This window comes from Vibrio sp. VGrn 2, assembly GCF_009361695.1.
Taxonomy (GTDB): Bacteria; Pseudomonadota; Gammaproteobacteria; order Enterobacterales; family Vibrionaceae; genus Vibrio; species Vibrio diabolicus.
This window is the reverse complement of record NZ_RBWD01000003.1, coordinates 138799-161243: the sequence shown is the minus strand read 5'-3', so window position 1 is coordinate 161243 and position 22445 is coordinate 138799. Positions and strand designations below refer to the sequence as shown.

Annotated in this window: 21 protein-coding genes; 4 read left to right on the top strand and 17 right to left on the bottom strand. The window is 45.4% G+C overall.

Annotation, left to right across the window (positions count from 1 at the left end; all coding sequences use genetic code 11):
* Positions 1–259: 259 nt before the first annotated feature.
* The 3 genes from thiI to pomA all read right to left on the bottom strand — a co-directional run bounded on the left by thiI (position 260) and on the right by pomA (position 3643).
* Positions 260–1708, bottom strand: a complete 1449-nt coding sequence (thiI, locus tag D8S93_RS07185; RefSeq protein ID WP_031780206.1) for a tRNA uracil 4-sulfurtransferase ThiI — start codon at positions 1706–1708, stop codon at positions 260–262.
* A gap of 211 nt (positions 1709–1919) precedes the next feature.
* Positions 1920–2867, bottom strand: coding sequence for a flagellar motor protein MotB (locus tag D8S93_RS07180; RefSeq protein ID WP_006741833.1), 948 nt, complete (start codon positions 2865–2867; stop codon positions 1920–1922).
* Positions 2868–2881: 14 nt separating this feature from the next.
* Positions 2882–3643, bottom strand: a complete 762-nt coding sequence (gene pomA, locus D8S93_RS07175; RefSeq protein ID WP_005381564.1) for a flagellar motor protein PomA — start codon at positions 3641–3643, stop codon at positions 2882–2884.
* Between the two features lie 263 nt (positions 3644–3906).
* Between pomA and xseB the strand changes: the two genes are divergently transcribed.
* Genes xseB through dxs form a run of 3 tightly spaced genes read left to right on the top strand, consistent with a single transcriptional unit; the run spans position 3907 to position 6941 of the window.
* Positions 3907–4149 carry an exodeoxyribonuclease VII small subunit gene (gene xseB / locus D8S93_RS07170; RefSeq protein ID WP_005381566.1) on the top strand — a complete coding sequence of 81 codons (243 nt, stop codon included), beginning with the start codon at positions 3907–3909 and terminating at the stop codon, positions 4147–4149.
* 21 nt (positions 4150–4170) lie between these two features.
* Entirely contained in the window at positions 4171–5055 is an 885-nt protein-coding gene (gene ispA / locus D8S93_RS07165) for a (2E,6E)-farnesyl diphosphate synthase (RefSeq protein WP_104969130.1), read from the top strand.
* Between the two features lie 20 nt (positions 5056–5075).
* Positions 5076–6941, top strand: coding sequence for a 1-deoxy-D-xylulose-5-phosphate synthase (dxs, locus tag D8S93_RS07160; RefSeq protein ID WP_047010153.1), 1866 nt, complete (start codon positions 5076–5078; stop codon positions 6939–6941).
* Between the two features lie 46 nt (positions 6942–6987).
* Here dxs and pgpA read toward each other — a convergent pair whose 3' ends face one another.
* The 14 genes from pgpA to D8S93_RS07090 all read right to left on the bottom strand — a co-directional run bounded on the left by pgpA (position 6988) and on the right by D8S93_RS07090 (position 19866).
* Entirely contained in the window at positions 6988–7494 is a 507-nt protein-coding gene (pgpA, locus tag D8S93_RS07155) for a phosphatidylglycerophosphatase A (protein WP_046874310.1), read from the bottom strand.
* A gap of 91 nt (positions 7495–7585) precedes the next feature.
* A complete protein-coding gene (gene thiL / locus D8S93_RS07150; protein WP_152812631.1) occupies positions 7586–8551 on the bottom strand; it encodes a thiamine-phosphate kinase in 966 nt (321 codons plus the stop codon).
* A gap of 78 nt (positions 8552–8629) precedes the next feature.
* Complete coding sequence (nusB, locus tag D8S93_RS07145; protein ID WP_005381571.1) at positions 8630–9097, bottom strand: transcription antitermination factor NusB; 468 nt, start codon at positions 9095–9097, stop codon at positions 8630–8632.
* Positions 9097–9567 carry a 6,7-dimethyl-8-ribityllumazine synthase gene (gene ribE / locus D8S93_RS07140; protein ID WP_005381572.1) on the bottom strand — a complete coding sequence of 157 codons (471 nt, stop codon included), beginning with the start codon at positions 9565–9567 and terminating at the stop codon, positions 9097–9099. The genes nusB and ribE overlap by 1 nt, the downstream gene beginning before the upstream one ends.
* Before the next feature lie 169 nt (positions 9568–9736).
* The gene (gene ribBA / locus D8S93_RS07135) at positions 9737–10846 is read right to left on the bottom strand and encodes a bifunctional 3,4-dihydroxy-2-butanone-4-phosphate synthase/GTP cyclohydrolase II (protein WP_114323819.1); all 1110 of its coding nucleotides are present in this window, start codon (positions 10844–10846) and stop codon (positions 9737–9739) included.
* Between the two features lie 174 nt (positions 10847–11020).
* A complete protein-coding gene (locus D8S93_RS07130) occupies positions 11021–11674 on the bottom strand; it encodes a riboflavin synthase (RefSeq protein ID WP_005391403.1) in 654 nt (217 codons plus the stop codon).
* An 8-nt stretch (positions 11675–11682) separates the two neighbouring features.
* A complete protein-coding gene (ribD, locus tag D8S93_RS07125; RefSeq protein WP_152812629.1) occupies positions 11683–12810 on the bottom strand; it encodes a bifunctional diaminohydroxyphosphoribosylaminopyrimidine deaminase/5-amino-6-(5-phosphoribosylamino)uracil reductase RibD in 1128 nt (375 codons plus the stop codon).
* A 7-nt stretch (positions 12811–12817) separates the two neighbouring features.
* Positions 12818–13267 (bottom strand): transcriptional regulator NrdR, encoded by a 450-nt coding sequence (nrdR, locus tag D8S93_RS07120; protein ID WP_005381578.1) that lies wholly within the window; start codon positions 13265–13267, stop codon positions 12818–12820.
* Positions 13268–13473: 206 nt separating this feature from the next.
* Positions 13474–14724: a glutamate-5-semialdehyde dehydrogenase gene (locus tag D8S93_RS07115; RefSeq protein ID WP_319802970.1), complete on the bottom strand. Its 1251-nt coding sequence runs from the start codon at positions 14722–14724 to the stop codon at positions 13474–13476.
* A 17-nt stretch (positions 14725–14741) separates the two neighbouring features.
* The gene (gene proB / locus D8S93_RS07110; protein ID WP_005391413.1) at positions 14742–15881 is read right to left on the bottom strand and encodes a glutamate 5-kinase; all 1140 of its coding nucleotides are present in this window, start codon (positions 15879–15881) and stop codon (positions 14742–14744) included.
* Positions 15882–16002: 121 nt separating this feature from the next.
* Positions 16003–16392: a sigma factor-binding protein Crl gene (gene crl, locus D8S93_RS07105; RefSeq protein WP_005391414.1), complete on the bottom strand. Its 390-nt coding sequence runs from the start codon at positions 16390–16392 to the stop codon at positions 16003–16005.
* Positions 16393–16507: 115 nt separating this feature from the next.
* Positions 16508–17755, bottom strand: coding sequence for an esterase FrsA (frsA, locus tag D8S93_RS07100; RefSeq protein WP_005391416.1), 1248 nt, complete (start codon positions 17753–17755; stop codon positions 16508–16510).
* Between the two features lie 91 nt (positions 17756–17846).
* A complete protein-coding gene (gene tet(34) / locus D8S93_RS07095) occupies positions 17847–18311 on the bottom strand; it encodes an oxytetracycline resistance phosphoribosyltransferase domain-containing protein Tet(34) (RefSeq protein WP_005391418.1) in 465 nt (154 codons plus the stop codon).
* Positions 18312–18576: 265 nt separating this feature from the next.
* A complete protein-coding gene (locus D8S93_RS07090) occupies positions 18577–19866 on the bottom strand; it encodes an NCS2 family permease (RefSeq protein ID WP_047010160.1) in 1290 nt (429 codons plus the stop codon).
* A 1026-nt stretch (positions 19867–20892) separates the two neighbouring features.
* Here D8S93_RS07090 and D8S93_RS07085 point away from each other — a divergent pair.
* Positions 20893–22365, top strand: coding sequence for an aminoacyl-histidine dipeptidase (locus D8S93_RS07085; RefSeq protein WP_145532397.1), 1473 nt, complete (start codon positions 20893–20895; stop codon positions 22363–22365).
* Positions 22366–22445: the final 80 nt, after the last annotated feature.

The window sequence follows — 22445 nt, the reverse complement described above, 5'->3', positions numbered from 1 at the left end:
CTGTCTGTCAAATTTGTTACACCGCCTAAATTAGGCGGTGTTTTTTTATCTATCGAAAATCTCATCCGCATATCTGGCAGCAACATCACTTTATTACTCTTCTTTCGGATTAATTATCGTTATATCAACACAAAGTGTATGGCTTTGCGATAAGCCTCAACATTATGCTAAGTAATGATTAGCTGTAACGCGATCAAAAACAAAAAAGGCGCAAATTGATGTCTCAATTTGCGCCTTTTAACGTCTTTTTATCAGTCAACTATGGGCGGTAAACTTTTACGTTATTGAAGCCTTGCTCTTGCAAGTAAAGTGCTTGCAGACGGCTCATCACCCCACGGTCACAGTACAATAGATATGTCTTAGATTGGTCTAAATCACCAAACTGTGTACCCAACTTGTAGAATGGGATATGTTTCACATCCACACCTTCGATTTCGAGCGGGTTATCGTCTTCCTCTTCAGGACTACGAATATCTAGCACAACCGCGTGCTCTTCTACCGCTTCAACCTGCTCGACTTCTGGTGCTGCTTGCTCAGACTCTTTCGCGATATCACGAATGTCCATCATGCGAGCATCACGAACTACTTGCTCAAGAATGCTAAAGTCAAACTTCTCTTCTTCCGCTTCTAGCTTCGCTTTAATCGCTTTTACTGTCGGCTTCTTAGAAATAACACCACAATACTCTGGCATAGTCTTCGCAAAATCTTCCGTGCCGATTTCGCGTGCTAGGTTAATGATGTCTTCTTTATCCCAGTTGATAAGTGGGCGCAGAATCAACGTGTCCGTTACGTTATCGATATGGCGGAGGTTAGTTAGCGTTTGGCTCGATACTTGACCGAGCGCTTCGCCTGTTACCAATGCTTCGATCTTCATCTTCTGAGCGATCATGCCTGCTGCACGCATGAACATACGCTTCAAGATAACCCCCATTTGGCCGTCATCGACTTTCTCTAGGATTTCCGCAACCACAGGTTCGAAATCAACTGAGATGAAACGTACTTTTGCTGAAGAGCCGTATTTGTTCCATAGGTAGTGAGAAACCTGCTTAACGCCAATTTCGTGCGCTGGACCACCTAGGTTAAAGAAACAGTAATGTACTTTTGAACCACGCTTGATATGAAGGTAGCTAGAAACACCAGAGTCAAAACCACCAGAGATCAAGCTCAACACGTCTTCTTGCGTGCCCAGTGGGAAGCCGCCTAGACCTTTATGACGAGCCAGCACTTGGTTTAGCTTGTCATTCGAGACTTCCACCTTGATCGTCACGTCTGGGTTTTGCAGCTTAACTCTTGCGCTCTCAATCGCTTGGTTTAAACCACCGCCGACATAACGCTCTAGTTCGATAGAGGTAAAGTCGTGCTTACCGCGACGCTTCGCACGTACAACAAAGGTTTTATTTTCGAGTGCAGAGCGATTTAGCTCCAGTACTTGTTCGAAGATATCGTGCAAGTCTTTAAATTCGGTCTGCTTCACTTCCAGTACGTGGTGAATGCCTGGTGTATGAGTCAAAACCTCAAGAACTTCAGCGTGGAATTCGTTACTCTCAGAGGTCACTTCAATGTGATCACGACGGTTGAATACCGCGACAGATTCCGTGCGGCTCTTAATGATGTTACGAATGTTGCACTCTAAAATCTTTGTGAAGCGCTTACGCACAGATTCACTTTTTACAAAAATTTCTGGATGGGGCTTTACAATAAATTTCATAGTCTAATTCGCAGGTTAGTTTCGCAATCAACAAAGAGTGACACTCAACTTCAATGCTTCATACGCAGTAAAACCGCGTTTCAGTCACAAAAAGTAGTCTGAGCTCACTTTTAAGGCGCAAGATTATACACCCAAGCGGATTGGAAAAACAAAAAAAGCGAGCAATCTGCTCGCTTTCTTATCTCTCTACTGACTTGAAACTAAAGTCTAGTTATTGAATTACAGGCACTTCTTCACTGTATAGTGGCTCGCCTTGCATGATGCTGATTTCAACCCGTCGGTTAAGCGCGCGGTTTTCATCAGAATCATTCGGCAACAATGGTTCAGTATCTGCCATGCCTCGCACTCTCAAACGTTGATGAGAGAAGCCTCTCACCTTCTCCATCTCTTGTGCAACCGATACGGCGCGCTGAGAAGAGAGATCCCAGTTAGAACGATAAAGCTCTGAGTCCAACGGTCGGTTGTCCGTATGACCAGATACTCGCACAATGCCTGGCACGTCTTTTACTAACTCTGCAATTTGTCGAACTAAAGGGCGGAATTTAGGCTGCAAGAAGGCCGAACCTTCAGGGAATGCACCTTTTTCACGCATGCGTATGACAATCTGTTGGCCGAGATTTTCAACTTCAATGGCACCTTGTTCAATCTCTCGCTCTAAGGCTTTCTTGATGCTTTCCATCAAGGTTTCCATCTCTTGCGACATCTCTTCAGATTGCTGCTGTTGCATGTCCGCTTCTGCAGATTGATTGTTTTGCGTTGACGTTTCTGGCGATTGACCCCCGGTTAACTTGCCTTCATCACGCTTTGTGCCACCAGCTCGGTCAGACTCCCCTTCATGAAATTCGAGCGTCTGCTGAGTGATGTCCATGGTTTGCTGCATGATGACATCTATCGGCGTTGGTTCCGGTCGGCCCGGTCGAAACTCTTGAGCAATGATGCTAGTACCTTTGGGAATGTCTTTCACTTCAAGTTGATTTTGTACACCGAAGGCAAATTTCATTGATCCCGCAATCTGTTTGAACTTCAGCACGTCCATCTCAGAAAACGAGAGCAGAAGAACAAAGAAACACATCAGTAGCGACATTAAGTCCGCGAATGTCCCCATCCATAACGGGAGACCGGGTGGCGGACAATCGCATTTGTTATCTTCATCATCCATCACTACTCTCCAAGTTACTCGTCAATCTCAAGGGCACGTTTACCTTCGTTGAGGTAGTTCTTCAAGTAACTATCAATAACTCGCGGGTTTTGACCATCTTGAATCGCTAATACACCATCCATGATCAAACGGCGGTTTAGCGTTTCTTGGTCACGGCGCAGAGAAAGCTTATCCGCAATAGGGAAAAACACCATGTTGGACAGGATCGCGCCATACAATGTGGTTAAGAGTGCAACCGCCATTGCTGGTCCAATCGCTTTTGGATCATCCATGTTTGAAAGCATCGCAACAAGACCAACCAAGGTACCAATCATTCCCATCGCAGGAGCAACGTCACCAAAGGCGCGAAATACGCCAGTGCCTTGAGTATGTCGTTCATCCGTAAGCGCGATGTCTTTTTTTAAGGCCGCTCTTACCACGTCGGCATCATGGCCATCAACAAGCAAATCAATGCCTTTTTGCATAAAAGTGTTATTAATCTCCATCTCTTCAAGAGCAAGAAAACCACCTTTACGTGCCGCATCGGCCATTTCCACAATTTTTGCGATCAAGTCTTCCGGTTCATCCGCTTTAAACATGAAGGCTTTGCCTGCGATCTTTGTTGCACCAAAGAACTGTCCCATTGTGAACTTCATCAGTACTACAAATATTGAGCCACCAACGACAATAAGGATCGACGTGACATCGACAAACATGCCGATGCTGCCACCAAGCACCATCGCCATAATGACGAATGCAAAACCACCAATCAAACCTAATAGGGTTGCTAAATCCACAAAGCACTCCTCACGCTATACTCAAATACTGCCATTGGGCGGATTATTACCTGTATCGACAACTCGCGCAGAATTTTTAGAAAAATCTTAGCTAATGGATCACAAATTAGACTTAACAACCTTAACCAAAATATGGGGTTTCAGTGCTTAGGCTCGTTTAACGCTAATTTTGTGACAATTATATAAGGTTAAATTTGACCAAGTTACTAGGCTAAGGTAACTTTCGTGCATCTTCTCCAAGGCTTGATTAAGGCAGAAAAAAGATGGCGGTCAAGAAACCAGAAAACATGACCTTCGAAGCAACCATTGAAGAGCTTGATAGCTTGGTTGATCAATTAGAAAATGGCGATCTTGCCCTAGATGATGCTCTACGTAAGTTTGAACGAGGCATTGCCTTAGCTCGTGCTGGCCAAACTAAACTTAGCGACGCCGAACAGCGCGTAAGTATTCTTCTTAGCGAAGATGATGAAGCACCACTGAGTGACTTCAAACCAGATTCAGAATAACCATCAGTAGTGAGCAATGTGATGCAACAGACATTGACGTCTTTTCAACAAAGAAACAATCAGCAATTGAACTTGTGGCTCGATCAGCTTCCATATCAAGAGCAGCCATTGATTCAAGCAATGAAATACGGCCTTTTGCTAGGTGGAAAACGCGTTCGCCCTTTTCTTGTTTACATCACAGGTCAAATGCTCGGCTGTAAACCAGAAGACTTAGATACTCCTGCCGCTGCTATCGAATGTATACATGCCTACTCACTCATTCATGATGATCTGCCAGCCATGGACGATGATGAACTGCGTCGAGGTCAACCAACTTGTCATATTAAGTTTGATGAAGCAACCGCAATACTGACAGGTGATGCACTACAAACTCTCGCCTTCACCATTATTGCCGATGGTCAATTAAACCCGGTAGCCGAGACTCAACGCATCAACATGATCAAAGCGTTGGCGCATTCTTCTGGCGCCAACGGCATGTGTGTTGGGCAAGCCTTAGATTTAGGCGCGGAAAATCGCCAAGTTTCTCTTGAAGAAATGGAAGAGATACACCGTAAAAAAACCGGAGCTCTGATTGATTGTGCGGTAAAATTGGGTGCATTAGCTGCTGGTGAGAAAGGTATCGAGGTTTTACCTCACTTGGAGCGCTACTCAAAAGCAATTGGTTTGGCGTTTCAGGTTCAAGACGATATTCTTGATATCATCAGTGACACAGAAACACTGGGTAAGCCTCAAGGTTCCGACCAAGGTCTGAATAAGAGCACTTATCCCTCCCTGCTGGGTTTAGAGGGAGCCATAGAGAAAGCTCACACTCTGTTACAGGAAGCACTTCAAGCATTGGAAGCTATCCCATACAATACTCAGTTACTCGAAGAGTTCGCCCGATATGTCATCGAGCGCAAAAATTAACACTATAAGCGCGCATTTATATGACTCTTGATATTTCAAAGTACCCAACACTGGCGTTAGCAAATACACCGGAAGAATTACGTCTCCTTCCGAAAGAAACATTACCAAATCTGTGTGATGAACTGCGAACGTATCTGCTAAATTCAGTGAGCCAATCTAGCGGACACTTAGCGTCTGGCTTAGGCACCGTAGAGCTAACTGTCGCTCTGCATTATGTTTACAACACCCCTATCGACAAATTGATCTGGGATGTTGGTCATCAGGCTTACCCGCACAAAATCCTCACCGGACGTCGCGATAAAATGCCAACAATTCGCCAAAAGGATGGCCTACACCCTTTCCCTTGGCGTGAAGAAAGTGAATATGACACCTTATCTGTCGGCCACTCTTCGACATCGATTAGTGCTGGTCTTGGCATGGCCATCAGCGCACAAAAAGAAGGCAAAGGTCGTAAAATTGTCAGTGTGATTGGCGATGGCGCAATTACAGCCGGCATGGCATTCGAAGCTATGAACCACGCTGGCGACGTTCATCCTGATATGTTGGTGATTTTGAACGACAACGAAATGTCGATTTCAGAAAACGTAGGCGCGCTGAATAACCACCTTGCTAAGGTACTTTCTGGCAGCTTGTACACTTCTATCCGTGAAGGCGGTAAGAAAGTGCTGTCTGGTGTTCCACCTATTAAAGAGTTGGTTCGCCGTACGGAAGAGCACCTCAAAGGCATGGTAGTGCCTGGTACTCTGTTCGAAGAGTTCGGCTTTAATTACATTGGCCCGATTGATGGGCATGACGTCAATGAACTCGTCAAAACGCTAAAAAACATGCGTGAGCTCAAAGGTCCTCAGTTCCTACACATCATGACCAAGAAAGGCAAAGGTTATGAGCCTGCCGAGAAAGATCCTATCGGCTACCATGGTGTTCCTAAATTCGATCCAACGCATAACTGTCTACCGAAAAGCAGTGGCGGTAAGCCAACTTACTCAAAGATCTTTGGTGACTTTTTATGTGACATGGCGGCCCAAGATCCTAAGCTAATGGCAATTACGCCAGCAATGCGCGAAGGCTCTGGTATGGTACGTTTCTCAAAAGAATATCCAGACCAATACTTTGACGTGGCGATTGCTGAGCAGCACGCTGTGACACTTGCAACAGGCATGGCAATTGCGGGCGATCATCCAATCGTTGCTATCTATTCGACTTTCTTGCAACGTGGTTATGACCAACTGATCCACGATATCGCGATCATGGATTTACCAGTAATGTTCGCTATCGACCGTGCAGGTCTCGTTGGTGCAGACGGCCAAACTCACCAAGGCGCATTCGATCTAAGCTTTATGCGCTGTATTCCGAACATGGTGATCATGGCGCCAAGTGACGAAAACGAATGTCGACAAATGCTTTACACTGGCCATAAACATACTGGCCCTAGTGCGGTTCGATACCCTCGCGGTAGCGGGATGGGCGTAGAAATCGAAACTGAGTTTACGGCTTTAGAAATCGGTAAAGGACGCATGGTTCGCCAAGGTGAAAAAGTTGCTATTCTGAACTTTGGTACTTTCTTGGGTAACGCGCTAGAAGCGGCAGAATACCTTAACGCCACTGTTGCTGATATGCGCTTTGTGAAGCCGCTCGATGAAGCATTAATTCGTCAATTAGCCGCAGATCATGACGTGCTCGTGACGTTAGAAGAAAATGTTATCGCGGGTGGTGCTGGTGCTGGTGTTGTTGAGTTCATGATGAAAGATAAAATCATTAAACCTGTGTTGAACCTAGGTTTACCAGATGAGTTTATTCATCAAGGAACACAAGATGAACTGCATGAAGAGCTTGGTCTCGATGCAAAAGGGATTGAAAAATCCATCTTGGATTATTTAGCAAAATAGCATGTAAAAAGGGATGCTCATGGCATCCCTTTTTTATGTCCAACGTTTAATTCATCCAGCCTGCGTATTTTGCGACTAGAAACAGGGCAACACCAGCCATAATTCCCGCCACGATATCATCAACCATAATACCCAGCCCACCGTGAACTCGCTTATCTAGCCACCCAATTGGCCACGGTTTTACCATGTCGAAAAAACGGAACAGGATGAAGCCAGTGAGCAACCACTTCCACTCGGTCAACGGAATATTTAACGCAGGGACGATACCCATCGTAATCCAAAAACCCGCAAATTCATCCCATACGATTGAACCATGATCATGTACTTTCATGTCTGCAGACGTCACTTGGCAGATTTGAATGCCGATCACACACGAAATCAGAACAACAATGACATACGCCGTAAATGGCAATTGCGCCAACAACAAAAAGAAGGGCACGGCCGCCAGTGTCCCCATTGTTCCTGGAATAAACGGGGATAATCCACTGCCAAAACCCGTCGCCAATAGATGCCACGGGTTCTTTAATGAAATCAGAGAAAGAGGGTTGGTCATATCCTTAAACCTATACTGCTAGTTTGGTTTCAATCGTCATGCCTGTGAGTGGCTCAATAGTAACAGGCTCTTGGCTAGAGCTTAGCTCAGATCATTTAAAGTGGTCGAAGCCACTTAAGTCCCAATCAAGTGGTTGATTGTTATCATGCAGCTCGAAGGTTCCATTTGGTCGGATTTGACCAATACATGTGACCTTACAGCCAGTATGAGATAAAGCGCTTTGTAACGAGCCTCGATTTTGCTCCGGCACGGTAAAACACAACTCGTATTCTTCGCCACTTGCTAAAGCATACTGCTGCGCGCTGATCTTATCATCTAAAAACTGGACTAATTCTGAAGAGATCGGTAGCTGAGAGACATCAATACTCACCCCAACCTGAGATCGCTGTAAAATGTGCTTAATATCAGAGATTAAGCCATCTGAAATATCTATCGCCGACGAGGCTAAGCCAACAAGAGCTTGTCCAGCAAGCACACGCGGAGAACTAAGGTAATGAGCTCGCTCTAGTGCTTCCGCGCCGACTCTGCTGCGCAGAGAGTCATCTAGAATCACATCCAAGCCAGCTTTTGCATCGCCAAGGTTCCCCGTTACGTACACCCAGTCCCCTGGCTTTGCTCCGGAACGTGTGAGCGCTTTACCTTCAGGAACAAAACCTTGCACCGTCAGAGTCAGACACAATGGCCCTTTTGTGGTGTCACCGCCAATTAGCTGAATACCATAGTAATCAGCCAATTCGAAAAATGCATCACAGAAAGGTGCAAGCCATTCTTCATCTGGCTCGGGCATCGTTAATGCAAAGCTCACCCACGCAGGCGTTGCTCCCATCGCTGCCAAATCACTGATGTTAGAAGCCAATGCTTTGTGCGCCACCCACGCCGGATTTGCGTCGGATAAGAAATGCGTTCCAGCCACCAATGTATCCGTGCTAATCGCAATCTGAACATTAGCCGGCGCTTTGACGAGTGCGCAATCATCACCAGCCGCTAGGTGGACATCTTTACGTTGGTTCTGACGCCCGACGAAGTATTTGTCTATCAGATTAAATTCACCAGACATAATTCACTTACTTTTTGATGTAAAAGCTTTTGATACAAAAAAGGTCAGCATGTGCTGACCTTTTCATTGAAGAAATCGTTATTTCTTACGAATGTGAGGTGCTGCTTTATCAAGTACACCGTTCACAAACTTGTGGCTATCTTCTGCTGCGAAGACTTTTGCAAGTTCAATCGCTTCATTGATAACAACTTTGTAAGGAACATCTTCGCGACGAGTCATCTCGTACATAGCAAGGCGAAGAAGAGCAAGTTCCATCATATCTAAATCCTGCATAGGACGAGAGATGTATGGACGAATTTTGCTATCTAGCTCAGCGTGGCTAAGTACAACACCGCTTAGTAGTTCACGGAAGTAAGCTACGTCTGTTTCTGGAGCAGCAAGCGCTGGCTCAGATGCATGAAGTTCTTCTTCATCGTATTTGTCGCCAGACAAAAACTGTTCTTCAATCTTGGCAACATTCTCTTTAGTAATTTGCCATGAGTAGATCGCCTGTAGAGCGAATTGACGTGCGTTACGACGTGCGGCTGGTTTCACACTGGCCCCCATTAGGAATCAATTTCAGATAGTACATTAATCATTTCAAGTGCGCTTAGTGCAGCCTCTGCACCTTTATTACCAGCCTTGGTTCCTGCGCGTTCAATCGCTTGATCGATCGTATCAACAGTCAAAACACCAAATGCTACTGGAATGCTGAATTCCATAGACACTTGTGCTAGACCTTTGTTCATTTCACTACAAACATAGTCAAAGTGAGGCGTTCCACCGCGAATAACAGACCCTAGAGAAACAATAGCGTCGAATTTGCCAGTTTTAGCAACACGCTGAGCTACTAGAGGTAGTTCTACGGCACCTGGACAACGCACAACCGTGATGTTGTCTTCGCTTACTTGTCCGTGACGCTTTAGTGTATCGATCGCACCAGAAAGTAGGCTTTCGTTAATAAAACTGTTGAAACGAGAAATAACGATAGCAATTTTTGCATTTGGCGCTGGGAAGCCACCCTCGATCACTTTCATAAGCTTTCCTTTAACTCTATTTATAAGTGAAATATGTTCATCAAGTGAGAATCGCCGGATTCTAGCACAAATTTGTGAGCAATATCTAATGGAAATTGGAGGCAAATCACCGGTTCCTAGCCATTGACGAGTTGAGTGCGTAAAAGACTAGGAACTTATTGTTCGGTTGTTACTCGCAGACGTACTCAACCACGTTCAGACCAAAACCACCTAATGCGTGGTACTTTTTGTTGGTCGATGACAGAAGGCGCATATCATGTACACCGAGATCCGCAAGAATCTGTGAGCCCACACCAACACGGCGAGACGTGCCCTGTTTCTTAGCAAGCGTTGGTGCTTCACCTTTGTCTTGCGCTTCAAACATCTTCACACGATGAATAAGTAGATCGGTCGAATCTTCATGGCCAAGAACAACCAGCACACCACCTTCTTCACCAATGCGTTTCATTGCCTTGTCTAATGTCCAACTGCGCTCTGCGTTGCGATCGCTACGTAATAAATCAGTAAAGACATCTTGGAGGTGAACGCGAACCAATGGCGCTTTTTCTTTCAAATCGCCCTTGCACATTGCGTAATGCACTTGGTTATCAATAGTGTCCTTGTACGTGACTAACGTGAACTCGCCAAACTCTGTCGGTAACTTGCACTCTGCCACACGTTCAATCGTTGTCTCAGTGTTATTGCGGTACTCAATTAGGTCGGCAATAGTGCCCAATTTAATACCGTGCTTCTCTGCGAAGATCTCTAGATCAGGGCGACGAGCCATAGTGCCGTCGTCATTTAAGATCTCAACAATAACCGATGCTGGCTCTAAACCAGCAAGGCGAGCCAAATCACAGCCAGCTTCAGTGTGACCTGCGCGAGTCAGTACACCGCCGTCTTGAGCTGCGAGAGGGAAGATGTGACCAGGCTGCACCAAATCCGCAGCTTTGGCGTTTGGCGCGACTGCCGCTTGAACCGTGCGTGCGCGATCCGCTGCTGAAATACCCGTCGTTACCCCTTCTGCCGCCTCAATAGAAACGGTAAAGTTGGTTGTGTATTGCGCATTATTGTCTTGCACCATTGGTGGCAGACCTAGGCTTTCGCAACGATCTTTGGTCATGGTTAAACAAATCAGGCCACGGCCATAGGTTGCCATAAAGTTGATGGCTTCCGGCGTAATATGCTCGGCAGCCATGATCAAGTCACCTTCATTCTCGCGGTCTTCATCATCCATTAGGATGACCATTTTGCCTGCGCGAATATCATCAATAATTTCTTGTGGCGTACTGATTGGCATAGTCTGTTATCCCGTTATTCTAAATTTGTTATTGCGGCAGCAATGAAAAAATCATGTTGCAGTGAATGCTGGTGAGGTCAATAGTTTGAGCTTTGCACCAAGCAAGTCAATGAATCTCGCGGTGTTCTGTGAGTCTGCTCTTTATCGCATGCCTCACGCAGCCACTCCCAAGACTTATGCAAAACCGTTTTGCTGTAAAAAGTCCATCGTGATACGAGACTCGGCCTTATCTTCTTGTTGCCCTTGCAGTAAACGCTCCATATAACGCGCAAGTACATCAACTTCTAAGTTTACTTTGCGCCCCACTTGAAACTGGTCAATCGTAGTTTCTTCACTCGTATGAGGAACGATCGTCAGCTTAAAAGCATTTTTACGTAAGTCGTTGACGGTTAGGCTAATACCATCAACAGTAATCGAGCCTTTCTCTGCAACGTACTTGCTAATTTCCGCTGGCATTGCAACCCAAAACTCTATCGCACGGCCAACTAAATTGCGTTCGACAATTTCACCAACCCCATCGACATGGCCAGAAACGATATGTCCCCCCAATCGCGTTGTTGGTAACATGGCTTTTTCTAGATTCACCTTCTCGCCTACTTGGTATTCAGCAAACCCAGTTTTCTTCAAGGTTTCTAATGACAGATCAGCACTGTAATAGTGGCTTCCGAAGTCAACTACCGTTAAGCAAACACCATTGGTCGCGATGCTATCGCCTAACTTAACGTCTGACATATCAAGCGTACCAGTTTCAACCGTGACGGTGATGTCTTCGCCCTTCGGCGTAATCGCAGCTAACTTGCCAACTGCTTCTACTATTCCTGTAAACATACTATTTCTTATCTAAGTTCATTACGTTTGATGGTGGCGGTGATGCGAATGTCTACCCCGACCATACGAACGTCTGTAATGTTTAAATCAATGACGTCAGCCATAGCGCTTAATCCTAAAGCACCGATAAGCCCCCGACCATCGCTGCCCATGAGTTTTGGCGCAAGGTAAACAATGAGCTCATCTACAAGATTAGCCTTTATCATCGCACTCGCTAGCGTGGCTCCAGCTTCAACCCATAAGTGATTGATGTGGTGCTCATCCGAGATACGTTTTAATGTTGTTGATAAGTCAATTTGGTCAGCGCTGTCCAATAGAGGGATACATTCTCCATCTGGGCTAACAATAACTCGCTCTCCATCGGTGTGGAACAGCTTGAGCGCATCCGTTAAATGGTTCTGACGGTCTAAGATTACACGTACTGGTTGACGAAGTTCTTCTCGTAAATACTGCGCTTGAACACTGGTAGGTAAGTCATCCCAACGCACATTGAGTGACGCATTATCATCAATCACCGTTTTGCTAGTAGAAAGAATGCCACCACTCATTGCTCGATAACGCTGCACGTCTTGGCGGGCCGCTGGGGAGGTGATCCATTGGCTCTGCCCATTACTGAGCGCGCTTTGCCCATCCAAGCTGGCTGCCATTTTTAATTGAACAAACGGCATGCCTGTACGCATGTACTTTATAAAACCAGGGTTAAGGGCAAGGGCATCTTGCTCTAACAAGCCAATTTGTACTTCAACTCCGGCATCACGCAACATCTGGATGCCCCGCCCCGCAACTTTAGGGTTTGGGTCTACCATTGCGCAAACCACACGTGCCACTTTGGCTTTGATTAGCCCTTCAGCACATGGCGGCGTACGGCCGTAATGAGAGCAAGGTTCGAGCGTCACATAAGCGGTTGCACCAACTGCTTTTTCACCCGCCATGCGCATCGCGTGCACTTCGGCATGCGGCTCACCAGCGCGGTGGTGATAGCCCTCACCAACAATTTCTTCATCACGAACGATGACGCACCCCACATTTGGATTTGGGGCTGTGGTATAAATGCCACGTCTCGCTAACTTAATAGCTCGTGACATCATGGCGAAATCTAAATCAGAAAACGCTCTTTCAGGAGTATGTTGAGTCATGAGCTACTCAGTCTTCTAGGCGGGCAATCTCTTCGCCAAACTCGCGAATGTCTTCAAAGCTGCGGTAAACTGAGGCGAAACGGATATAAGCGACCTTGTCGAGTTCTTTGAGTTGGTCCATGACTAAATTACCAATCATTTCACTCGGAACCTCTCGTTCACCCGTCGCACGCAATTGTGATTTGATCATGCTGATCGCTAACTCTATAGAATCAGCACTCACTGGGCGTTTCTCTAATGCGCGCTGAATACCGCCAACCATTTTATCTTCATCAAATGGTTCACGGTTGCCATTCGATTTGATCACTTTAGGCATCACTAACTCTGCGCTTTCAAACGTAGTAAAACGCTCGCTACACGCCAAGCACTGACGGCGACGTCGAACTTGATGGCCATCAGCGACTAAGCGGGAATCAATAACTTTGGTATCGTTCTCGGAACAAAAAGGACAATGCATATCACCTCCATATCTATACCCAAATAACCTCATGAGCAATCACGGCTAACCACGCGTTCATAGTTATGCGGACTCTATTAAAGCTATTTGGGTATAACGCTTTCAAACCGAAATAAAAGCTCATGTAGTGTAGCGGAATTGGTATGTTAGACAAAACAAAAAGGGGCCCAAAGGCCCCTTTTTCACTCAAGATCTCGTTGAATGTGTTAACTGCGTGCTAAGTAATTCGCTTTACCAACCCACTTGTAGCTAGTTAGCTCTTCTAAGCCCATTGGACCACGGGCATGTAGCTTTTGCGTGGATACTGCGACTTCTGCGCCAAGGCCAAATTGCGCACCGTCTGTAAAGCGCGTTGAAGCATTCACATAAACCGCCGCAGAACCGGCAGAATTGATGAACAGTTCTGAGTTTTCCAAACTATTGGTCATGATCGCATCTGAGTGGCTCGCGTTATGAACACGCATATGATCAATTGCATCTTTCACATCAGACACGACTTTTACACCAAGGGTGTAGCTCAACCATTCCGTATCAAAGTCACCTTCAACAGCATCGCGAACTTGTTTCGCTTGATCCATGAGTTCTTTTGCTTTTGGCTCTGCCACGAACGTCACTTTTTCGTCCATACGCTCAACGATCATTGGCAGAAACTGTGCTGCAATTTTTTCATGCACGAGCAGCGTATCTAATGAGTTACACGCAGATGGACGTTGAACTTTAGAGTTCTCAACCACATTCAGGGATTTCTCTAGATCAGCGGATTCGTCGACAAAGATATGGCTGATACCAAAGCCGCCAATAATCACCGGAATCGTGCTGTTTTCTTTACACATTTTGTGTAGGCCAGCACCACCGCGTGGAATGATCATGTCGACGTAATCGTCCAGTTTAAGCAGTTGAGAGACTAGCTCACGATCTGGCTTTTCAATGTACTGAACCGAAGCGGCAGGAAGGTTCGCCTTTGCTAGCGCAGACTGAATAACCTTTACCAATTCCATATTCGAGAAAAATGTCTCTTTGCCGCCACGCAAAATGCTTGCGTTGCCGGTTTTCAAGCACAGCGCCGCAATATCAATGGTCACGTTAGGACGCGCTTCATAAATTACGCCCACAACACCCAGTGGTACGCGGCGGCGAGACAATGACATCCCATTTTCCAGTACCTTACTGTCGATTTCGCTGCCCACAGGATCGTTCAAGCTAATGACGTTGCGAACATCATTCGCAATTGCAGTCAATCGTTCTTCATTCAGCAAAAGGCGATCGAGCAGCGCATCGGTTAAACCCGCTTCACGGCCAAGTTCGATGTCTTTAGCGTTTGCCGCCAAAATAGCAGCGGAGTTTGCTTCTAGCTCATCAGCGATGATCGCTAAAGCTTGGTTCTTTTGCGCAGTTGACGCTGTCGCTAATTCGAAAGCTGCATCTTTAGCAGCTTTACCCATATTCGTTAAATCCACTTTGCTTCCCTCTAATTCTATTCCTGAATGACGACCAAATCATCGCGATGAATCACCTCAGAGCCATAATCATGCCCCAAAATAGAGATGATATCTTTACTGTGCTTACCAGTAATTTTAGTTAGGTCATCACTTGAGTAGGCGCTGATGCCACGAGCCACCAACTTACCGTGAGAATTTGTTACACGCGCCACTTCGCCTCGTGCAAAGTCACCACTTACTTTGATTACCCCTTTAGCCAGTAGGCTACTGCCCTTACCAACCACAGCATTTACCGCACCGTCATCAATAATGATGTCGCCCGATGCCGCAGGTCCCGCCAGAATCCAGCGTTTACGGTTTTCTAAAGCTTCAGCGCAAGGTAGGAAGCGTGTGCCTTGTGGCTCTGCGCTCAAAGAGTCAAAGATAACATTCGGTGCACTACCGGCAGCAATAATAACCTCGATACCAGCGCGGCGAGCGATGTCTGCGGCTTGCAGCTTCGTTGCCATACCGCCAGTACCCAATGTTGTACCACTTCCTCCTGCGATTTTACGCAGCGTATCGTCGATGGTTTTTACTTCCTTGATCAGCTCTGCGTTCGGGTCTTTACGAGGGTCAGCAGTAAACAGACCTTTTTGGTCAGTTAAAAGCAAGAGCTTATCTGCGCCACACAAAATACCCACCAAAGCGGAAAGGTTGTCGTTATCGCCCACTTTAATCTCACTAGTCGCAACGGCATCATTTTCGTTTACGATAGGAATAATATCGTTCGCAACGAGCGCATTGATGGTGTCACGTGCGTTTAAGAATCGCTCGCGATCTTCTAAATCAGCACGAGTTAGTAGCATTTGGCCGATCTTGATACCGTAAATACCAAACAAAGACTCCCATGTTTGAATCAAGCGACTTTGACCCACCGCCGCAAGTAATTGTTTACTCGCCATCTCGTTGGGCAATGCGGGGTAACCAAGATGCTCACGGCCTGCTGCAATAGCACCAGACGAAACCATTACCACTGAATGGCCTTGTTTTTTAAGCTCAGCACACTGGCGCGCTAACTCAACCATGTGAGCACGGTCGAGTGCCAGAGTGCCGCCTGTCAGCACACTTGTACCCAGTTTCACAACGACAGTTTGTGGTTGTGAAACAACTGCATTTTGTTGATTCGTTGTCATGATGTCTTCTGAAGTGAAAAACAAATAAAGAGAGGATGTTTTAACAATCAAAGAGGGAATTAACAAGAGAAAAGGTGCGTTTTCGCACCTTTTTGTTTGGTATTAAATGAAAACAACCAAATTAAGCGAAATCGAAAGACTCCGTGTGATATTCGACTTCTAATTTGAAGTGTTCTTCTAAAGTATCAACCAGCTTTTGATGGAATGTGCTCTGCGTCAGATACACTTCCTCTACCGCTTTTTTAGGCAGGGCTTCAGATACCCATTGCCCTTCTTTGTTGTACTTGCCGATATGATATTTGGCAGTAAAGCCTCCTTCGATGGATTCTAAATCCATCCACCAGCCCCAAAATTCTCGCTTCTCAGGCGATTTTTTGTCGTCTACACAAACAGATAGACAATCAAAATAATAGCGCCCTTCTTGCGATTGTGGTTCGCGCAGGTAAGGCCCTATCGCCTTCAACTTTGACATCAAGCGAAAGTGAGTCGGGCCCTGAGTCGTCTCTGACATATGAATCTCCGTTTTCATAGTTAAAAGTAAACACCCAAGAATGATTATTATTTTTAATTATCATGAGCTTATTTTTTGCTCAGATATATCACTCTTAACTAATTTAGGAGAATTGTCACCCTAATAATTCATCTTCTAGCCACTTTATGGCTAAATCGAGGGATTGCTCATATCCTTTTGTAATCGTTTTGGAACTGATTTTTTTCGCTCTGCCATACTGGCTAAACAGCGCAACGAGTTGGTTATCACTGTGTGGAGACACCGGATCGCCTTCAAGGCTCAAAGCTAAAATAGGTACTTTGGTTTTTCTACTGCTCAAGAAGCCCTGAACCTTCAATGACCAGGCCATCATCTGGCCCGCCATGCTATTAATATCAACCGCGCTTTTCCCTAAGCGAGAAGCCAACAGATCCAGATACATCTTCGGCATTTTTTGCAGCTTCTCAGGGGAAGTAAAAATATCATGTACGGGTGCGCCAAGGGCTACACAAGCTTTGATCTTCTCTTGCTCAACAAAAGAGAGTCGGATCATGGCATTACCACCAAAACGAAATCCAACTAACCCCACTTTGTGATGATCCACCCAAGGCAATGAATACAGCTCATTTAGTACCGCTTGGTGCAGACAGCTTGAGTTCTCAGTCAAAGGCCAGTGAGAACTGTGCCCTACCGAAGGCATGTCAACCGTCAACATCGCAATATCTCGTGGTGCAAGATGATTGCGGAACAAACGCCACATGTCGGTTTGTAACGTATCGAGACCAGCGCTCACCATCACCACAGGCAGTTGTTTGTCGGTTCTTGGCAAATGAAGGTTCGCGATGATTTTGCGATTTTGGTAAGGCACTTCAATTTGCTTGATGGTGTACTTGGTCTTCTCTGCGCCGTCAGAGTACGCTTTGTTTGCCAGCACTTGAGCCTGCAAGGCCAAATTATCATTCTTCAGATGTGGGTAGCCTGCGATACTAAAACATAGAGATGCAGTGAAGAGTTCATCGGCGGCCTCCTCACCTTGCATTTCATTTGAACGCTTCTGATGCTCCATGCCGAGCTTAATCCACTCAAATGTCCAGTTGCCGTTGTGGTATCCCATTACGGTGTCTAACCAATCATCATTGGTTCGAGAGTGGGAAGAAGAAGCAATTTTAGAAAGCACACCTTCCATCTCTATCGGAGACAACCCTTGCCAAGCCCATTGCAAGCGGCGCAAATGACGATACCAAGCACGATCTCCCTGCGCTTCTCGCTCATCAAGTATTTTTTGACTGGTCGGCATGTACTGGGTAAGCGCAGAGGTTTCTTTTGCTTGCTTATGTTTCACGAACAAAGTTTCGGAAAGATTTTTACTGACGTCTTCAGACATAGGAAGAACCTTAGGCTATTAGCATGAGTTGTTATGATAATAAAAAAAATGCCCCTATACAGGGGCATTTCTCAATATTCTTTAATAGCATTTATTTTTGCTTGCGGTTTACAGGCTCAGCGTACTGGATTGACATATCCCAAGGTTGTTCAATCCAAGTGTCTTGCGCGATATCTACCACATAATCATCTAGCAACGCTTTGCCTGAAGGTTTTGCACACACAGCGATCATCTTCGCTTTTGGATACATCTCACGTAGTTTGCGCGCCGTATCACCACTGTCTACTAGGTCTTCAACGATTAGGTAACCTTCACCATCGCCTTCAGGTGCTTTTAGTACCGTCATATCGCGCTGATGATCATGGTCGTAGCTTGAAATACAGATTGTATCAACGTAACGAATACCCAGTTCACGAGCCAAGATAGCGCCAGGAACCAAACCACCGCGGCTTACGGCCCAAATCCCTTTCCATTGCTCAGCTGGCATTTGTTTTTCAGCCAGTTCACGGCAGTAAGTCTGCATTGCATCCCAAGTGATAATGAATTTTTTACTCATTGTAATAACCTAATAATTTGAAAATATGCATCCTCAAAATCTAGCGAACTCACTCAAAAGCGGAATGCTCACTGACCTCTCCAAAACGTATGGAGATGAGGATTTCAAGCTGCGCAAACGATTATTCTACCGAAACACACCGTTAATACCAACGGTGATATCAAAATTCTCTGCCTATTCCGCAGAAAAACCGTCTTAAGTGAACAACGTGAAAAAAAGAAAAAGCCAGCGTGAACAAATCCACACTGGCTTTTTGCTCGAGAAATTAACCGACGAGGTATTTGACGATGAAGATGGCAGACATCACCCACACACTCATCGACACTTCACGGCCCTTGCCGCTGAATAATTTGATCGCCGAGTACGCGATAAAGCCTAACGTAATACCCTCTGCAATCGAGAACGTTAATGGCATCACCAAACAAGTCACAACAACTGGTGATGCTTCCGTTAGGTCACGCCAATCAATGCTTACTAGCCCAGACAACATCAAAATCGCGACATAGAACAGAGCGCCCGATGTTGCGTAAGCTGGGATCATTCCTGCTAGTGGTGAGAACAATAGAGCAAGTAGGAAGAGTACACCAACAACCACTGCTGTTAGACCAGTACGACCACCAGCCGCCACACCAGAAACACTCTCAATGTAAGATGTGGTGTTTGAGGTACCAAGTAGTGCACCTACTGACGTTGCCGTTGAGTCTGCAAGTAACGCTTTGTTTAAACGCGGGATGTTGCCATTCTCATCCGTGAGGCCTGCTTTTTGAGAAACACCAACTAGCGTACCTGCGGTATCAAACAAATCGACAAATAGGAAAGCGAACACAACGGAAATCATGCCCACTTCAAACAAACCAGAGAAATCCAGTTGCATGAAAGTGGGTGCAATGCTTGGTGGCGTTGACATAATGCCGCTCCACTGCACATCACCAAATAGAAGGCCAAGCGCTGTAACACCAAGAATGGCGATCATCACCGCACCTTTCACACCACGGTGAACAAGCGCGATAGTAAGGAAGAAACCAATCGCAGCCAATACAGATGGCAATGATGTGATCTCTCCCATAGAAACTAATGTCGCAGGGTTATCAACGACGATGCCTGCATTTTTTAATGCGATAAATGCTAAGAAAAGACCGATACCGGCTGAAATACCTGTTCGTAGAGAATGCGGGATCGAGTTAATAATCCACTCACGGATCTTAAATATACTCAAAAGAATAAACAGCAGGCCTGAAACAAACACCGCCGCTAACGCAACTTGCCACGTATAGCCCATTCCCAACACAACAGAGTAAGTGAAAAATGCGTTCAGCCCCATTCCTGGTGCTTGTGCAATTGGGTAGTTGGCAACAAATCCCATGATGAAACAGCCGATAGCGGCCGCAAGACAAGTTGCAACAAAAATGGCACCACGGTCCATACCGGTATCCGACAGGATCGCTGGGTTTACAAAAATAATGTAAGCCATAGTTAGGAAGGTGGTAACACCTGCAATGATCTCAGTGCGCACATTTGTGCCATTGTCACTGAGCTTAAAAAGCCTCTCGAGCATGATCGAATCCTGTAAAGGTAAAAAAGTAAACGGTTGCGTAATCGATTGGCGGGAATTATAAAGTTATCAAATAGCAAATTCTAGATAGAATCTTCACTCTAATGCGATTTTTTTCTTTGGATATGAAACCCATTCGCTAATTCTTAGAAGCAAAACAGAAAATATATTCTTATAAAACAACAATTAATAATTATTGCTCAGAACCCAACAACAGAATAAAAACTGAACAATGTACTAAACTTTCAAATAGAAACTGGGCGTTTTAAGCGTCATATCTAGGTGGATTTGACGGGAAAGTCGATAAAACTGAAGAACGGTGAATAGAATCCAGCCTTGATGGCAGAAAATGTGTCAGAAAGAGAAAGTGGAGATAAAAAAACGCCACCCAATTTGGGTGGCGGTGAATCATGTCAGCACTATCACTGAAAAAAAATTCCAATTTATAGGGGTGAACAAACTGTTCGAGTCACATGCGTTGACTTCACTTAGTAGCCAAAGCTTGTTGGGTATACAAAGTTGCCGGTGTAAACAGACTTGCTATTCCAGAACATTGTACTTGGTAAACCTTTCATAACTATCACCTTTTAAATCAATTAAACATTCGTTGATTTCTCGGTTCCTTGGAGGCGATAAAACGGACTCATCCTTTGAGCATTTCATTCTTCTCTCAGAAGCTGGTTACAAATATACCACCAAGAAATTTAATTACAAGCATTTTAGTGACTGAAATCACAAAAAATATATAAATTGATCTTCATCAAAGTTTAACTGTAATTAAATTACAGTTTTATGAGTTAAAAAATAAAGCCACTTTCAGAAAGTATGATAAAGAACGCATAGTGCCTGTCATTGTGTTCACAAAGTGTGACAGTTCTGAGAGAAATCCTTGTGCACGCGACTACTCGTACTCTTTATCTGGTGGTATGCTAAACGGCAATTTGAAGGCCAAATCGTCTAGCATTTAATGCTATTTCGACAATATTTTTACGGTATATATTTGGCAAAGCACATCAAAAGGAGTCCTCCGTGTCTGAGTTCCATTCTGAGATCAGTACCTTATCACCTGCTCCACTTTGGCAGTTTTTCGATAAGATTTGTTCTATCCCTCACCCATCTAAACATGAAGAAGCATTAGCACAGTACATTATCAACTGGGCAACAGAGCAAGGCTTTGACGTTCGCCGTGATCCAACCGGTAACGTGTTCATCAAAAAGCCCGCGACACCTGGAATGGAAAATAAGAAAGCTGTTGTACTTCAAGCACACATCGACATGGTGCCGCAGAAAAACGAAGACACCGAACACGACTTCACCAAAGATCCAATCCAACCTTACATCGATGGCGAATGGGTAACGGCGAAAGGCACGACGCTTGGTGCAGATAACGGGATTGGTATGGCTTCTTGCCTTGCTGTATTGGCATCTAAAGACATTAAGCACGGCCCAATCGAAGTTCTGCTGACGATTGATGAAGAAGCAGGCATGACTGGCGCATTTGGTCTTGAGGCTGGTTGGTTAGAAGGTGAGATCCTTCTAAACACAGACTCTGAACAAGAAGGCGAAGTCTACATGGGTTGCGCCGGTGGTGTTGATGGCACCATGACTTTCGATATTTCTCGAGAAGCAACACCTGCAGGTTTCGTAACACGCCAACTGACGCTGAAAGGCCTAAAAGGTGGTCACTCAGGTTGTGACATTCACACAGGTCGCGGTAATGCCAACAAATTACTTGGTCGTTTCCTCGCGGGTCATGCGCAAGAGCTTGATTTACGTTTGGTAGAATTCCGTGGTGGTAGCTTACGTAATGCAATCCCTCGCGAAGCGTTTGTCACTGTCGCTCTTCCTGCTGAAAACCAAGACAAACTTTCAGAGTTGTTCGATCACTACACTGATCTGCTTAAAACTGAGCTGGGTAAAATCGAAACAGGTATCGTAACCTTTAATGAATTGCTTGCTAGTGACGCACAAGTATTTTCAATCGCCGATCAGCAACGCTTCATTGCCGCACTTAACGCTTGTCCAAATGGTGTCATGCGCATGAGCGACGAAATTGAAGGTGTGGTCGAAACGTCACTGAACGTTGGCGTGATCACTACTGAAGAAAATAAAGTGACAGTTTTGTGTCTGATTCGCTCTTTGATTGACTCTGGCCGCAGCCAAGTTGAGAGTATGCTACGTTCAATTGCTGAATTAGCAGGCGCACAAATTCAGTTCTCAGGTGCTTACCCTGGCTGGAAGCCAGATGCAGATTCCGAGATCATGGCAATTTTCCGTGATATGTATGAAGGCATTTACGGTCATAAGCCGAACATCATGGTCATCCATGCTGGTCTTGAGTGTGGCCTATTTAAAGAACCATACCCGCACATGGATATGGTTTCTTTCGGTCCAACAATAAAATTCCCTCACTCACCAGATGAGAAAGTGAAGATTGATACTGTTCAGTTGTACTGGGATCAGATGGTAGCGCTTCTAGAGGCAATTCCAGAGAAAGCGTAATTCAATCACGAAATACAACAAAGGGTGCTTTACGTTATATATAGTAACTTAAAGGGTGTATATTGTGTATTAAGGCAGAG